13 protein-coding genes are annotated in these 13,623 nt (G+C 59.6%); 6 read left to right on the plus strand and 7 right to left on the minus strand.

Annotation, left to right across the window (positions count from 1 at the left end):
- The first annotated feature begins 38 nt into the window (after window positions 1-38).
- Window positions 39-1,334, plus strand: a complete 1,296-nt coding sequence (locus tag MJQ68_RS12565; RefSeq protein ID WP_238751467.1) for a RagB/SusD family nutrient uptake outer membrane protein — start codon at window positions 39-41, stop codon at window positions 1,332-1,334.
- Window positions 1,335-1,415: 81 nt separating this feature from the next.
- On the opposite strand, the gene MJQ68_RS12570 is transcribed toward MJQ68_RS12565, so the two are convergent.
- Window positions 1,416-1,997 (minus strand): RNA polymerase sigma factor, encoded by a 582-nt coding sequence (locus MJQ68_RS12570; protein ID WP_238751468.1) that lies wholly within the window; start codon window positions 1,995-1,997, stop codon window positions 1,416-1,418.
- A 702-nt stretch (window positions 1,998-2,699) separates the two neighbouring features.
- Here MJQ68_RS12570 and MJQ68_RS12575 point away from each other — a divergent pair.
- The 5 genes from MJQ68_RS12575 to MJQ68_RS12595 all read left to right on the plus strand — a co-directional run bounded on the left by MJQ68_RS12575 (window position 2,700) and on the right by MJQ68_RS12595 (window position 8,253).
- Window positions 2,700-4,823, plus strand: coding sequence for a nitrite/sulfite reductase (locus tag MJQ68_RS12575; RefSeq protein WP_238751469.1), 2,124 nt, complete (start codon window positions 2,700-2,702; stop codon window positions 4,821-4,823).
- An 80-nt stretch (window positions 4,824-4,903) separates the two neighbouring features.
- Complete coding sequence (cobA, locus tag MJQ68_RS12580; protein WP_238751470.1) at window positions 4,904-5,731, plus strand: uroporphyrinogen-III C-methyltransferase; 828 nt, start codon at window positions 4,904-4,906, stop codon at window positions 5,729-5,731.
- Window positions 5,724-6,473: a precorrin-2 dehydrogenase/sirohydrochlorin ferrochelatase family protein gene (locus MJQ68_RS12585; protein ID WP_238751471.1), complete on the plus strand. Its 750-nt coding sequence runs from the start codon at window positions 5,724-5,726 to the stop codon at window positions 6,471-6,473. The genes cobA and MJQ68_RS12585 overlap by 8 nt, the downstream gene beginning before the upstream one ends.
- Window positions 6,473-7,159: a phosphoadenylyl-sulfate reductase gene (locus MJQ68_RS12590; RefSeq protein WP_238751472.1), complete on the plus strand. Its 687-nt coding sequence runs from the start codon at window positions 6,473-6,475 to the stop codon at window positions 7,157-7,159. The genes MJQ68_RS12585 and MJQ68_RS12590 overlap by 1 nt, the downstream gene beginning before the upstream one ends.
- Before the next feature lie 59 nt (window positions 7,160-7,218).
- A complete protein-coding gene (locus MJQ68_RS12595; RefSeq protein ID WP_238751473.1) occupies window positions 7,219-8,253 on the plus strand; it encodes an NAD(P)/FAD-dependent oxidoreductase in 1,035 nt (344 codons plus the stop codon).
- A 72-nt stretch (window positions 8,254-8,325) separates the two neighbouring features.
- Here the strand turns inward: MJQ68_RS12595 and MJQ68_RS12600 are convergent, their stop codons facing one another.
- From MJQ68_RS12600 to MJQ68_RS12625, 6 genes are all read right to left on the minus strand, one after another.
- On the minus strand, window positions 8,326-9,192 hold the full coding sequence (locus tag MJQ68_RS12600; protein ID WP_238751474.1) for an alpha/beta fold hydrolase: 867 nt from the start codon (window positions 9,190-9,192) through the stop codon (window positions 8,326-8,328).
- A gap of 72 nt (window positions 9,193-9,264) precedes the next feature.
- Complete coding sequence (locus tag MJQ68_RS12605; protein WP_238751475.1) at window positions 9,265-9,891, minus strand: O-methyltransferase; 627 nt, start codon at window positions 9,889-9,891, stop codon at window positions 9,265-9,267.
- Window positions 9,892-9,913: 22 nt separating this feature from the next.
- A complete protein-coding gene (locus MJQ68_RS12610) occupies window positions 9,914-10,231 on the minus strand; it encodes a hypothetical protein (protein WP_238751476.1) in 318 nt (105 codons plus the stop codon).
- 99 nt (window positions 10,232-10,330) lie between these two features.
- Window positions 10,331-11,347: a hypothetical protein gene (locus MJQ68_RS12615; RefSeq protein WP_238751477.1), complete on the minus strand. Its 1,017-nt coding sequence runs from the start codon at window positions 11,345-11,347 to the stop codon at window positions 10,331-10,333.
- A 147-nt stretch (window positions 11,348-11,494) separates the two neighbouring features.
- Window positions 11,495-12,067 (minus strand): LutC/YkgG family protein, encoded by a 573-nt coding sequence (locus MJQ68_RS12620; protein ID WP_238751478.1) that lies wholly within the window; start codon window positions 12,065-12,067, stop codon window positions 11,495-11,497.
- Window positions 12,064-13,437, minus strand: a complete 1,374-nt coding sequence (locus tag MJQ68_RS12625) for a lactate utilization protein B (protein ID WP_238751479.1) — start codon at window positions 13,435-13,437, stop codon at window positions 12,064-12,066. Before MJQ68_RS12625 ends, MJQ68_RS12620 begins: the two co-directional genes overlap by 4 nt.
- Between the last annotated feature and the right edge of the window lie 186 nt (window positions 13,438-13,623).

Below are 13,623 nucleotides of genomic sequence, written 5' to 3' on the forward strand. Positions count from 1 at the left end.
ACTACTTTCTGCCTGCCACTATCCATCAAACAATCACGATGCGCACCCTACTATACGTATTCTTACTGTGCTTATGTACGGCCTGCGAGCTTGACGAGCAGTTCGACCCCAATGGGCCCAGCATAGCCAGTGTACTTAATAACGCCACGCCGGCCGAACTCAACCTACTGGCTACCGGAATCGAAGCGGACATGCGGGTCGGCTACGCCAGCTACGTCACGGCTACCGGTACGATCGCCCGCGAACTGTACATCTTCGATGCCGACCCCCGTAATACCGAGGACCTGCTGGGCAAAGAAGAGCTGACCCTGGATGCGAATACCTTCTACATCACCGCCCCCTTTGCCTCCCGCTACACCGTAGTAAAGGTTGCTAACGTGCTACTACAGGCACTGGATAACACCACCCTGGTGACGGATGCCGAAAAGGCGGGATACCGTGCCTTCGCCAATACCATCAAGGCGTATATGCTAAGTCAGGTGCTGGATATGCTGGGGACTAACGGGATACGCGTCGACGTAGCGGATCCCGAGAATCTCGGCCCCTTCCTGAGCGAGTCGGCTAGCTACGATGCCATCCTCGGTCTGCTGGATGAGGCGAATGCACAGCTGAGCGGAGCCGAATTTACCTTCACGCTTTCCGATGGCTTTGCCGGCTTCAATACTCCAGAGTCCTTCTCCGAATTCAACCGGGCGATCGCGGCCCGCGTCGCTACGCGCGCAGCACGCTACGAGGCCGCGCTAGACTATGTGAACGCCAGCTTTCTCGACCTGTCGGGCGATCTGGAGGAGGGGGTAGAGCACGTATTCAGTACCAATCCGGGTGACCTGCTCAATCCGCTCTTTAAGACACCCGGACAGAGCGGTGACCAGCTCGTCGTGCATCCCCGCATCATCGGCAACGCAACCGAGGGCGATAACCGGCTCGATAAATTTAGGCAACGGGAACAGACGGCCGGACAGGATGGCCTGAACGGACAGTTCGAAACGGCTCTCTACGAATCCGCCACTTCCCCCATCGATATAATCCGCAACGAAGAGCTCGTACTCATTTACGCCGAGGCCAACATCAACCTGGGTAATCTGGAGGAAGGAGTAGCGGCGCTCAACGTGGTACGCAACGCAGCCGGGCTCGATGACTACAGTGGGGCCATGACCCAGGAGGCACTGATCGACGAGCTACTCTATCAGCGCTGCTACAGCCTCTGGGGGGAGGGCCACCGGATGTTCGACCTGCGCCGCTACGGGCGGCTGAATGCTGATTTTCTGCCCATCGACCGGTCGGGGGACGATGTGTTTACGCAGTTTCCAATTCCGCTGAGTGAGGGGATCTAGTCGGTTCCGTCCGGCAGGACCAAAAAAAGCCCCGCTACCGGTAAGGGAGCGGGGCTTTTCTATTCTTCGGGTGGGGTGTGCTTACTGCAGCACGATCTCCTTCTCCTCGACCATCTTGCGCATGTTGATCAGGGCGTAGCGCATCCGGCCCAGGGCCGTGTTGATGCTGACGCGGGTCAGCTTGGCGATCTCCTTGAAGCTCATGTCGGCGTAGTGCCGCAGGATGACTACTTCACGCTGCTCGGCGGGCAGGGCGTCGACTAGCTTGCGTACTTTGTCGTGGGTCTGCGAGCGGATCATTCCCTGCTCGGCGTTGTCTTCGGACGACTGTAGGACGTCGAAGATGTTGAAGGTTTCGGTCTGGCCGACCTGGGGGCGGCGCTTGTTGCGGCGGAACGAGTCCACGCACATGTTGTAGGAGATACGCATCGCCCACTGGAGGAATTTGCCCTCGTGGTTGTACTTGCCGCGGCGCAGCGTATCGATGATCTTGATGAACACCTCCTGGAAGATGTCCTCCGCCTTGCTGTGGTCCTTGGTGAAAAGGTAAATGGAGGTGTAGATCTTCTGCTGGTGACGGCCGAGGAGCTCCTCGAATGCGCGATCGGTGCCAGACAGGTAAAGGTTGATCAGTTCCTGATCGTTGTAGGTAGTAACGTCCATAACTAACAATGTTTCAATTTGGGATTATCCCCGAAGTGGGAGCCTGGTACTGAGACCAGTCAACAGTTAGTAGACGTTAGACTATATAAAGACTTTAGGAAAAGTAAGTGGGGGTGCAGCCCCGTTGAATGATTCAAATATAGGGCGGCCCCCGCGACTTCCGCAATTATTTCTTCTGTTTGAGAAGTCTTTTAACGCCGATTTAACGGTATCTACAGAATTTACTGCGGTACGTTAAGTAATTTATGGTGGCTAGATCGTAAAAATGGACTTTCTGTCAAAATAATAATTGGAATAACATCTTATTTTGAACTTTAAGATTTAGACGACAATACGCGAGGTTATGGGGTTTTGCTTACCCCATGCCCCAGGTTTTCTGTCTTCGGCAGGCGTGTTGAAGGAGGCAGACTCGACAAGATCCCTTCTACAACCGGACCCGCCGGGGACAGACATCACCCCTGAGTCCGCGACCGGCCCCCGTGCTACCCGATCATGACCTGAAGTAACGGGCCGTACACCTACAGAACGGAAGGTTTGAATACATGTAGGTTTAAAATATATGTTAACTTGCTCATGTATAGGATTATCTCTATGTGTATGTCGCTGATAGCCAGAACCATGCATCTATGAATTGTCCGTTCATATGATCGATTGATCCTACGGCGATTCGACCGAGTGCCCTGATTGGTAGTATGCTTGGGTATGACAAGGACCGAACGTACCCCACCGTACCGCCCGGATGATGCGGCTAACCGCGCGGACATCGAAGAGCTCAGTGCACGGATCTACGCCTACCAGCGGGGTAGGGAGGATGAGGATCGCTTCAAGCACTACCGCCTCACGCGCGGTGTATACGGGCAGCGGCAGGTCGGCGTACACATGTTCCGCACTAAGATCCCCTTTGGCCACCTCACGCCCGACCAGCTCATCGCCCTGGCGGACATCTCGGAGAAGTACACCAATGGCCGGCTGCACATCACTACCCGCCAGAACGTGCAGCTGCACTACGTCAAACTCAACGATAGCCCCGCCATCTGGGAGGAGCTCGTAGCCGCCGGCATGACCGCCCGGGAGGCCTGCGGCAATACGGTCCGCAACCTGACCGCCAGTCCGCTAGCCGGGGTAGACCCCGAGGAACTGTTCGACGTGAGTCCTTATGTATACGCCACCTTCGACTATTTCCTGCGCAACCCGATCTGCCAGGAGATGGGCCGCAAGATCAAGCCCGCCTTTTCGAGCAGCGACCGCGACAGTGCCTTCACCTACTTCCACGACTTCGGCTTTATCCCACGCATCAAGGAGGGGCAGAAGGGATTCAAGGTCGTGGTAGGGGGAGGACTGGGGGCCGTGTCCATGGTCGCCCACACCGCCTTCGAGTTTTTGCCGGCCGACCAGATCATCCCCTTCCAGGAAGCGGCCATCCGGGTATTCGATCGCTACGGTGAGCGCGAAAAGCGCATGAAAGCCCGTATGAAGTTTTTGATCAAGGACCTCGGCTTTGACCGTTTCATGGAGCTGGTCCACGAGGAGTGGCCCGCCGTGGCCCACAAAAGCTACGCGATCGATGAGTCTTTGGTGCCGCAACTGGGCAGTGTGCCCGCCGATAATTTTCCCGACATCGCACCGGCGCACCCCGCCCTGTACCGCGAATGGCTTACGACCAATGTACTGGAGCAGAAGCAGGGGGGCTACCGCGCCGTGGCCATCCGCATCCCCCTAGGCAACCTGGAGGCCGAACAGGCGCGCCTGCTAGCCAGCGTGATCCGTACCCACGCCAGCGACGACATCCGCCTGAGCGTACAGCAGGGTATGGTGCTGCGCTACGTACCGCCCTCCGCCCTGCCGCACCTGTTCAACGCACTGTACGCGCTGGACCTGGGGCTGCCCGGCTACGATACTACCGCCGATATCACCGCCTGCCCCGGCACCGATACCTGCGCGCTGGGCGTGACGAACTCGACGGGACTGGCCCAGGTGCTGGAAGCCCTGGTGCGCGATGAATACCCCGAGATGGTCACGGAATCCGCCATCCGCATCAAGATCAGCGGCTGCATGAACGCCTGCGGGCAGCACATGGCCGCTAATATCGGCTTCCACGGCTCTAGTATCCGGGTGGGGGAGCGGATCGCGCCGGCCATGCAGGTGGTCGTAGGTGGCGGTATCGCGCCCGACGGACGGGGCTTCATCGCCCAGAAGGTCATCAAGGTGCCCACCCGCCGGGTACCGGAGGTGGTGCGCATCCTCTTCGAGGACTACCGGCTGCAGGCTACGGAGGGGGAGTACTACAACGACTATGCCGTGCGGCAGGGCAAGCGCTACTTCTACAGTCTGCTCAAACCCCTCGGAGATACCAGCGATATCCTGGATACGGAGTTTTACGACTGGGGGCAGGACGAAGACTACCGGCAGGAGATCGGGGTAGGGGAGTGTGCCGGGGTGAGCCTGGATGTCGTCGGAGCTATCCTTAACGACAGCAGCAACAAACTGGTGGCTGCCGACCGTAGCCTCACCGAAGAAGCCTATGCCGACGCAGGCTACCACGCCTACTCCGCCATGGTCACCGCCGCAAAGGCCCTGCTGCTAGCCGATGACATCAAGTGCAACACCCACATCAAGCTACTGGGCGACTTCGAGACCCACTTCGGTCAACGGTTTGCGGAGGTGAGTCCGTTCCCGGCCACGGTGCTGCGAATCAAGCGGAATGAGCCTACCCCCGACTTTGTCATCGACTACCTGGCTATGGCGCGGGCCTTTGTCAGTAAAGCGATCGCGACCCGCGAGCGGCAGCTGGATAAAACGGTGGTCAGCGAATACTATAAAGCATAATCTTCGTCGGCGCATCCTCGTCGGCCGAGTCTTGCGCAGCTTGGCTCGTCCGCCGAGGATCTTACAAACCTTATCTACACATGCCTAAATTTCTCAATCCACCCCTCGGCAGACGAACGAAGGCTACGCCAGCGCTCGGCGGACGAGCGCCGCGACTCACCCTGGTAGGTGCCGGCCCCGGCGATCCCGACCTGATCACCCGCCGGGGATTACGGGCGCTCGCTACGGCCGACGTAGTGCTGTACGATGCACTAAGCAGCGACGAACTACTGCACGAAACCCCCACCCACTGCCGCCACATCTTCGTCGGTAAGCGCGCCGGCTGCCACTACCGGAAGCAGGAGCAGATCAACGCCCTCATCGTCGATTGTGCCCGGCAGTATGGCCACGTCGTCAGGCTCAAGGGCGGCGACCCCTTCGTCTTCGGGCGGGGACAGGAAGAGAAGGCCTACGCCGAACAGCACGGTATCCCGGTCGCGGTGGTGCCGGGCATCAGTAGCTGCATCAGCCTGCCGGAGCTACAGGGCGTGGCACCGACCAGCCGGGGCTACGCCGATAGCTTCTGGGTGCTCACTGCCCACACCCGCGACGGGGGCATCAGTCAGGACCTGTTCCGCGCCGCCCAGTCCTCCGCTACGGTGATCATCCTCATGGGCCTGGGGCGGCTCGACCAGATCTGCGCCCTCTGGGATGCGGAAGGAAAGGGTGAATTACCGGCCATGGTGATCCAGAACGGTAGCCGGCCGGACGAGCGTTGCTGGGTCGGCACCGTCAATGACATCGCCGCACGGGTGGCTGCCGAGCGCGATCGCGGACCGGGCATCATCGTGCTTGGAGAAACGGTACGTCAGCACCGAGATTTCACCCCCTTTACCCACGCCGCACAAGCGTACACCGCACATGAATAACCCACTGTACCCCGCCTTCTTCCGCCTGGACCGTCTGCAACTACTCGTCGTCGGGGCCGGTCAGGTCGGCGAAGAGAAGCTGCGCTTCATCCTCAAGAGTAGTCCGAACGCACAGGTGACCGTGATCGCCCCCTGGATGGGGGAGGACTTACGGGCGGCGCTGGACGGCTACGACAAGGGGGCGGGGTCGCCGGTGCCGGGTAGGTCCCAGGAGGGCGCGGCGGGCGTCTGGCATACCACCGAAGAAGGGCGCGTAGCATATTACGCCCGGGAATTTCGACCGGAAGACGTACAGCAGGCGGACCTCGTAGTGGCGGCTACGGACATCCGCGCCGTCAACCGGGCGGTATACGATGCGGCCAAGGCGGCGCGCCGGCTCTGCAATATTGCCGATACGCCCGAACTGTGCGACTTTTACCTGGGCAGCATCGTCACCCGTGGACCACTCAAGGTGGCCATCAGCACCAACGGGCAGAGCCCTACCTTTGCCAAACGGTTCCGGCAGTGGCTGGAGGCCGAACTTCCCGAGCTGGAAACCACCGACCTTATCGATAACCTCAAACTGTTTCGCGACCGACTCACCGGTGACTTTCAGACCAAGGTGCGCGATCTCAATACCGTGACCAGCGAACTGCTGGCTTCTCCGCAGCGCGGACACCGCTGCCCGGCCGGCGGCTGCCTGATGGTCTCCACCGCCCTGGCCGTATCGCCCCCTGCGGACGAACCTACACTACCCGACTGATGAGCTTACCCCATACTACTACCGCCATCACTACTGACCTGGCGGCACTGAACGCGGAATTTGCCAATCTGGACTTTCAGGCGCGCATCCAGCGCCTGTACGACTACTTCCCGGTACGGGAGGTGCTGTTCACCTCTAGCTTCGGCACCAAATCGGTGGTGATGCTCACCCTGGTCAGCCGCGCCAACGCGCTGCAGAAAGTGCACATGCTCAATACGGGCTACCACTTTCCGGAAACCATGGCCTATAAGGATACCCTGGCCGAACTCACCGGACTGGAAGTGGTCGAGATCCTACCCGATCCGCAGCGCCACCAGCTTAGCCGCGCTACGCAGATGTGGGAGGGCCAGCCCGGCCGCTGCTGTCACTACAACAAAGTGCTGCCGCTGAAGGCCGTCAAGGCCCGCCATACGGTGTGGATGTCGGGTGTGCACAGCTACCAGACCATGAACCGGGCGGCCATGGAGATCTTCGAGTTGGTGGACGGGCTCATCCACTTTCATCCCCTGATCGACATCGAGGAGGGCGAGTTTTTGTACCTGCTCGAAAAGGACCACCTGCCGCGCCACCCCCTGGAGGCCCTCGGCTACGGATCCATTGGCTGTACCCACTGTACCCAGCCGGGGCAGGGCCGGGCCGGGCGGTGGGCCGGGCAAAGCAAGGATGAATGCGGCCTCCATTTGTAAACCGGCAACCAGCGTCCGTAGCCGTTGTTAACTAGCTAACCCCCAGAAGAACAAGCGTTATGATCCAAACCGACATCCTTATCATCGGTGCCGGCCCGGTAGGCCTTTTCACGGTTTTTGAAGCCGGTCTGCTGAAGCTGCGCTGCCACCTGGTCGATAGCCTCGGCCAGGCGGGCGGACAACTCACCGAGATCTACCCCAAAAAGCCGATCTACGACATTCCCGGCTTCCCCAGCGTACTGGCCGGTGAGCTGGTCGAAAACCTGATGGAGCAGATCGCCCCCTTCAATCCGGGCTTCACCCTGGGCGAGCGCGCCGAACGGCTGGAGCAGGTAGGAGAGAAGATGTACCGGCTCACGACCAGCCGGGGCACCGTCATCCAGGCGCCCGTCATTTGCATTGCCGGCGGACTGGGCTGCTTCGAGCCCCGCAAGCCGCCCATTCCCGGCATCGAACAGTATGAAGATAGTGGCGTAGCCTACGTGATCCGTGATCCGGAGGTGTACCGCGACAAGCGGGTGCTGCTGGCCGGTGGCGGCGACTCGGCCCTCGACTGGACCATCTTCCTGGCCGACGTAGCCAAGGAGGTTACCCTGGTGCACCGCCGCGAAAGCTTCCGGGGCGCCCTCGACAGCGTAGAAAAGGTGCACGACCTGGCACAGGCCGGCCGCGTCAATCTGGTCACTAATGCGCAGGCAGTGGGCATTGTTGGTAACGGTGCCGTAGAGGGAATTACCGTCAAGCATAAGTCCGGAACGGAAGAGGTCATCGCCGTCGATGCCTTCGTGCCCCTGTTCGGACTGTCACCAAAGCTCGGCCCCATCGCCGCCTGGAACCTCACCATCGACAAGAACGCCATCGAAGTAGACACCAAGGACTACTCCACGGGTGTACCCGGCATCTACGCTATCGGGGACATCAATACCTACCCCGGCAAGCTCAAGCTCATCCTCTGCGGCTTCCACGAGGGCACGCTGGCGGTACAGTCCGCCTTCAGCTACATCTATCCCGACAAGAAACTTAGTTTCAAGTACACCACCGTCAACGGTGTGCAGGGACTGCCGAAGGAGGAGGAAGCATCGGTAACGGCCTGATTATACCTATACAGAAGAAGCCGGCCGTCCCCTAGGGGGCGGCCGGCTTCTTTACGTCAGTGATCAGCCAATCTAGTTGACAGAGATGCTGCGGTTCGTGCTCGCCTTCGTGCGGATGAAGGCCAGGATATCGCGGTTCAGCCGCTCGCGGTGGGTGTAGAACAGTCCGTGGGGTGCATTATCGTACTTGTGGTAGGTCGCACTGGGTAGCAGTGCGTGGGTAGCGTTACCGCCTACCTCGATGGGTACGATCTTATCGTCTTCCCCATGTACGATCAGGGTGGGTACGGTAAACTTCTTAAGGTCTTCCCGGAAGTCCGTCTTGGCGAAAGCCTCGATGTAGTCGATGGCCGCCCGGCTCGAACCCATCAGGGCCATGCCCTGCGTCCAGCCTAGGAAGGAGTCGCTGACGGGGTGGCTCAGCAGACCGATACCGTAGAATTGCTTGGCCCAGGTGGCAAAGAAGTCGGCCCGATCTTCACGGATGCCGTCGATCATACCCTGGAAGACACTCCACTCTACTCCGTCGTGGGAGTCGGTGTCGAGCATATAGGGGGTCACCGAACTTACGAGAATAGCGGCGCTGATGCGGTCGTTGCCGTACTTGCCGATGTAACGGGCGATCTCGCCGCCGCCCATACTGAAGCCGACCAGGGTCACGTCCTTCAGGTCGAGTTCGGTCAGTACCGCGTTCAGGTCGTCGGCCAGGGTATCGTAGTTGTAGCTGTTACCCACTTTAGAGGAAAAGCCGAAGCCCCGGCGATCGTACGCGATACAGCGCATGCCCTCCCGGCTCAGGGGTTCCAGTTGGTATTCAAACATGTCACCCGTAAGGGGCCAGCCATGGATGAACACCACGGGCTTACCACTGCCGTATTCTTGGTAGCGTAGGCGGACTTCTTTTCCGGATTGTTGGTCGGTCGTTTTGACGAAAAGCATATATAGGGGTTTTTTAAGATAAATGTGAATGATACACTCACCCCTATATATGTCGGTACATTAGTTGCTTGTTCACTCCACGCGGCGCGCTACGGACAGTCCGTCACGTAGCGGAAGGATGAGGTTGACTAACCGCTCGTCTTGGTGTACCAACACATTGTACCTGTGTAGCGCGGCGGCCGACTTATCGCTCGCTTTCGCACCCGCGGCCCCGTCCCAGAGTACGTTGTCGGCCAGTAGGAGCCCCCCCGGCCGGAGGCGTTCGATCAGCGAGGGGAGGTAATCCGGATACCCCCGCTTGTCCGCATCCAGAAAGATCAGCTCGTAGGGACCGAGTAGGTTGGCAAGCACGGTTTGGGCCTGACCGCCGTGCAGCGTAATCCGGTCCGCATACGGTGAGGCGGCAAAGTGACGTCGGGCTAAAAAGGCCATTTCCTCGTCCCCCTCGATGGTATCGATCCGTCCGTTTTCCGCCAGCCCTTCGGCCAGGCAGAGGGTCGCATATCCCGTGAAGGTGCCAATTTCCAGTATCCGCTCGGGCCGCTGTAGCGTGCTAAGCAGCGCAAGTAGCCGACCCTGTAACCGGCTACTCATCATTTGCGGCGCTACGGTGCGCAGGTGGGTTTGTCGCGCTACGTCATGGAGGTAATCCGGGACGGGACCACTGTAGGCCTCGGCGTAGGCCGCGGTAGGATCCATCTGATCACGTAAAGAGATGGGCTTACCAGGCATCTTCGCTATCTAGTGGTGGTACCGTATAGGCCTGTTTACTGCGTACCCGGGCGCACTGCCGTTCGTACAGCAAACGGGCCAATCCTAGGGGCGGGGCCGCCGGTGCGGAGGGATGCAGGATGCGCGCTAGACGTACCTGATCGACGTCCAGGGTGTAGCAAAGACTCATCAGGTAGTCCGGCCGTGTACACAACATCTGCTCGATCTGCCGGGCCAGCCAGTCGAGGAGTTCGGCTTCCGTCATCCCCCCGGCGGGAAGGTCGAAGTCCTGCCGCAGCAGGGCGATGCTTTCCGGATCCGGAGCCATAGTAGAGGGTATAAACAGGCCGGGGCGTTATACGCCGAGTAGCTACTAGGGAAAGCAGCTACTCGGTGTACAACGCCCCGGCCTGACACGATCTCGAAATTACTTCAGCTCGATGGAGGTGTTACCCACCAGGAAGCCCTTATTGTACAGCTCGATGGTGTAGGTGCCCTCGGCGAATTCCTGGCCGGGGATATTCCATTCGGCGCAGTGGTTGGCCGCATCGCCCTGAAAATCGAAGGGTACGGACTTGGTGTAGGGTACCTGCTCACCGGCATCGGTGGTGAGTACGCCACTGCCTTCGGCTTCGATACTCATGGTCTCCCCGGTCGGGTTGACGATCCGCAGCTGGAAGTTCTCCTCGCCGGCACGGGCTACGGCGTTGTCCAGGCTATTGAAGCAGACGTACAGCCGCTCTACGTTCTTGGCGTTGGTGCGGGTGACCCAGCGGCCACTGTTGCGCTGCTTCTGACCCTCTACGGTGATGTTGTTGGTCTTGAGTACGCTGGCTACATTGACCTTGCGGCTCAGTTCGCTGTTCTTATTGGCCAGTTCTTCGCGCTCACTGACCAGGCTGGCCCGTTCGGTGCTGAGTTGCTCATTGGTCTGCTGCACCACCTGCAGGTCGTTGCTGAGCAGGTCGCGCTCGGTGGAGAGCCGGTCGCGGTCCTGGGTGAGTTGCTCGTTGGACGCACGCAGTTCTTCCAGTTCGGCCAGGTAACCGGTCGTTTTGGACTTCAGGTCGGCCAGTTCACGGCGGGCTGCTTCCAGGTTGCGGTTGCTGTTGGTCAGGCTAGTGATCTTTTCGTTCTGTAGGCGCAGTTCTTCCTTCTGCTGATCGATCATGGCGTTGAGCTCCTCGTTGCTGCCGCGCATCTCCTCCAGTTCGGCCAGCGACTCGTAGTACTGCTTTTCGGCCTGGGCCTTGAACTGCTCCATCTCGACCAGGTCGGTGCTGATCTTGGCGTTGTCCGTGCCGCGATTCATGAACCCGATACCGAGGGCGATGAGGGCGATCAGTAGGACACCGATAATGCCCGCCAGGAGCGGAGTGCGGTTCTTTTCGGGCTTGGGGGCCGGGGTGAACTTGGGATCGGGATTATTCTGAATAGTAGCCATATGGCGTTGGTTTGATTAAGAATCGTCGGGAAGACTGGTGCAATTGCCACCCGGGATTCCGATAGTACCCACCTCTTGGGTAAGGCGGCATACATAACGTTCCAGGCAGAAGAAGTATTACTAAATAGTGTTAAATTGTTGATGACCCTAGCGCAGGCAAACGATGAGGCTACGGGGGCCGTGGGCACCGATCACCAGACTTTGCTCAATATCGGCTGTTTTGCTCGGACCGGCAACGAATACCCCGAAGCCCGTCTCACAAATATCGATACGCCGGTAGGCTGCGTGCATGGTAGGCACCAGGGTAGCCCGATCCACGATCAGCACCAGGTGCTGGGTGATAAAGGGTAGCACGCGGTGTACCATCTCCGTCTCACTCAGCCACATAGCTCCGTTCTCCGCTACGCCGAGCCGGGCGTGCAGGATAGTCAGGTCCACACCGGCCAGTTGCAGGGGGTCGTCGATGGTTACCAGATCGAGGGTGCCGCCCAGCTCGGGAAGGGTAGATACAATGGTCTTGTCCGCGCCGAAATCCCGTACGTAGCCGGCCAGCTTCTCCGGCTCCAGGAAAGTCGTCTTACTGGCGGATAATACTTCACGGAACGCCCGCTCGAGTTCGTCGATATCCAGCGAGAGTGGATCGGGGGGTAGGGTAGGCAATGGTCGCGGACCGGGCTTATTCGACCGGATCCCTTCCATAATGAGTGATTTACTGCTCACGCTTCGGGAGTTTGGGTGCGGGCATACCATTCCTTGAAGCTCTCCTTCGGTACTTCGGGCAGTTCGCGGCTCTCCCCCCAGGGGTTGAAGCGGTTATAGACCACGGCGCGGGGCACGATGTTGAGGGCGGTGCGGGCGGCCTTGCCCATAAAATTGTATAGTCCGCCGCGGCTCAGTACCGCACCGGCACCCAGTAGGGGGATAGTTTTACTCTTCGCTAGGTGCCCTTCCTCACTCACGACCTGCCGCCACTTATAGAGCTGAGCGTGGATATCGATCTTGACGGGGCACACATCGGAGCAGCTGCCACACAGGGTGCTGGCGAAGGCCAGATCACCGTGCTTCTTGAGATCCAGACCGGGAGAGAGGATGCTGCCGATCGGACCAGGTATGGTATGGTCGTAGCTATGCCCGCCGCTGCGGCGGTAGATCGGACAGGTATTCATGCAGGCACCGCAACGGATACACTTCAGGCTGTTGCGGAAGTCTTCACGGCCCAGTTGCTCGGTACGGCCGTTATCGACGATCACTACGTGCATCTCCCCACCGGGCTTGGGTTTGTGGTGATGGCTGGTGTAGATCGTGATGGGCTGTCCGGTCGCGCTGCGGCCCAGCAGGCGGGTAAATACGCCCAGGTGCTCGGCGCGTGGGATCACCTTCTCGATACCCATGCAGTGGATCTGTACCGGGGCTAGGTGGACCCCCATATCGGCGTTGCCCTCATTGGTACAGACGACGATACCGCCGGTTTCCGCCACGGCAAAGTTGACCCCCGTGATACCGGCCTTCGCGGCCAGGAATTTTGCGCGCAGGTGCTGGCGCGCGGCTTCGGTGAGGTACTGCGGGTCGCTGGCCCCCTCGTCCGTACCGAGCTGCTCGTGAAACAGCTGACCGATCTCCTCCTTCTTCAGGTGGATGGCCGGCATCACGATGTGGCTGGGCGGTTCGTTGCGCATCTGGATGATCCGCTCGCCCAGGTCGGTATCGATCACTTCGACGCCCTGCTCCTCCAGGTACTGATTGAGGTGACATTCTTCGGTGAGCATCGACTTGGACTTCACGATGCGGTCCACCCGGTGGCGGGCCAGTATACCGTGTACGATCCGGTTGTGCTCCTCCGCGTCCTTAGCCCAGTGTACGATCACGCCATTGGCGGTGGCCCGCTGCTCGAACTCCTCCAGGTAGGTATCCAGATTACTGAGCACGTTGTCCTTTATATCCGACCCCAACTGCCGCAGCGCCTCCCATTCGGGTATCCCGGCGATGCTGCCGTCCCGCTTACTGCGGACGTGCCAGAGTGATTTATCGTGCCAGTCGGTACGGGGGCCGTCTTCCAGGAAGGTTGCGGCGCGTTGGGCGTGCGTGGTCATGGGAGAAAGGTACGGAAGAGTTTGTGAGGTAGTGAGGTGCTAAGGTGGTAAGATAGGGAGGGGGCGGGGCCGCAGGTGCGATCGTACGACTGAAGGAAGCACTGCCGTACCTCACCACCTCCCCCCTCCACCACCTTACCCCACACAGAGAAGCCCGTCCCTTCCAAAGAAAGAACGAGCTCCGAT

Origin of the sequence: Neolewinella maritima (assembly GCF_923081025.1) — a bacterium.
In the GTDB taxonomy this organism is placed as follows: Bacteria; Bacteroidota; Bacteroidia; order Chitinophagales; family Saprospiraceae; genus Neolewinella; species Neolewinella maritima.

What these genes read in the sequence shown, in the direction of transcription:
- MJQ68_RS12565 (WP_238751467.1), top strand. Translation starts at nt 39, where the DNA reads ATGCGCACCCTACTATACGTATTCTTACTGTGCTTATGTACGGCCTGC.
- MJQ68_RS12570 (WP_238751468.1), bottom strand. Translation starts at nt 1,997, where the DNA reads ATGGACGTTACTACCTACAACGATCAGGAACTGATCAACCTTTACCTG.
- MJQ68_RS12575 (WP_238751469.1), top strand. Translation starts at nt 2,700, where the DNA reads ATGACAAGGACCGAACGTACCCCACCGTACCGCCCGGATGATGCGGCT.
- cobA (WP_238751470.1), top strand. Translation starts at nt 4,904, where the DNA reads ATGCCTAAATTTCTCAATCCACCCCTCGGCAGACGAACGAAGGCTACG.
- MJQ68_RS12585 (WP_238751471.1), top strand. Translation starts at nt 5,724, where the DNA reads ATGAATAACCCACTGTACCCCGCCTTCTTCCGCCTGGACCGTCTGCAA.
- MJQ68_RS12590 (WP_238751472.1), top strand. Translation starts at nt 6,473, where the DNA reads ATGAGCTTACCCCATACTACTACCGCCATCACTACTGACCTGGCGGCA.
- MJQ68_RS12595 (WP_238751473.1), top strand. Translation starts at nt 7,219, where the DNA reads ATGATCCAAACCGACATCCTTATCATCGGTGCCGGCCCGGTAGGCCTT.
- MJQ68_RS12600 (WP_238751474.1), bottom strand. Translation starts at nt 9,192, where the DNA reads ATGCTTTTCGTCAAAACGACCGACCAACAATCCGGAAAAGAAGTCCGC.
- MJQ68_RS12605 (WP_238751475.1), bottom strand. Translation starts at nt 9,891, where the DNA reads ATGGATCCTACCGCGGCCTACGCCGAGGCCTACAGTGGTCCCGTCCCG.
- MJQ68_RS12610 (WP_238751476.1), bottom strand. Translation starts at nt 10,231, where the DNA reads ATGGCTCCGGATCCGGAAAGCATCGCCCTGCTGCGGCAGGACTTCGAC.
- MJQ68_RS12615 (WP_238751477.1), bottom strand. Translation starts at nt 11,347, where the DNA reads ATGGCTACTATTCAGAATAATCCCGATCCCAAGTTCACCCCGGCCCCC.
- MJQ68_RS12625 (WP_238751479.1), bottom strand. Translation starts at nt 13,437, where the DNA reads ATGACCACGCACGCCCAACGCGCCGCAACCTTCCTGGAAGACGGCCCC.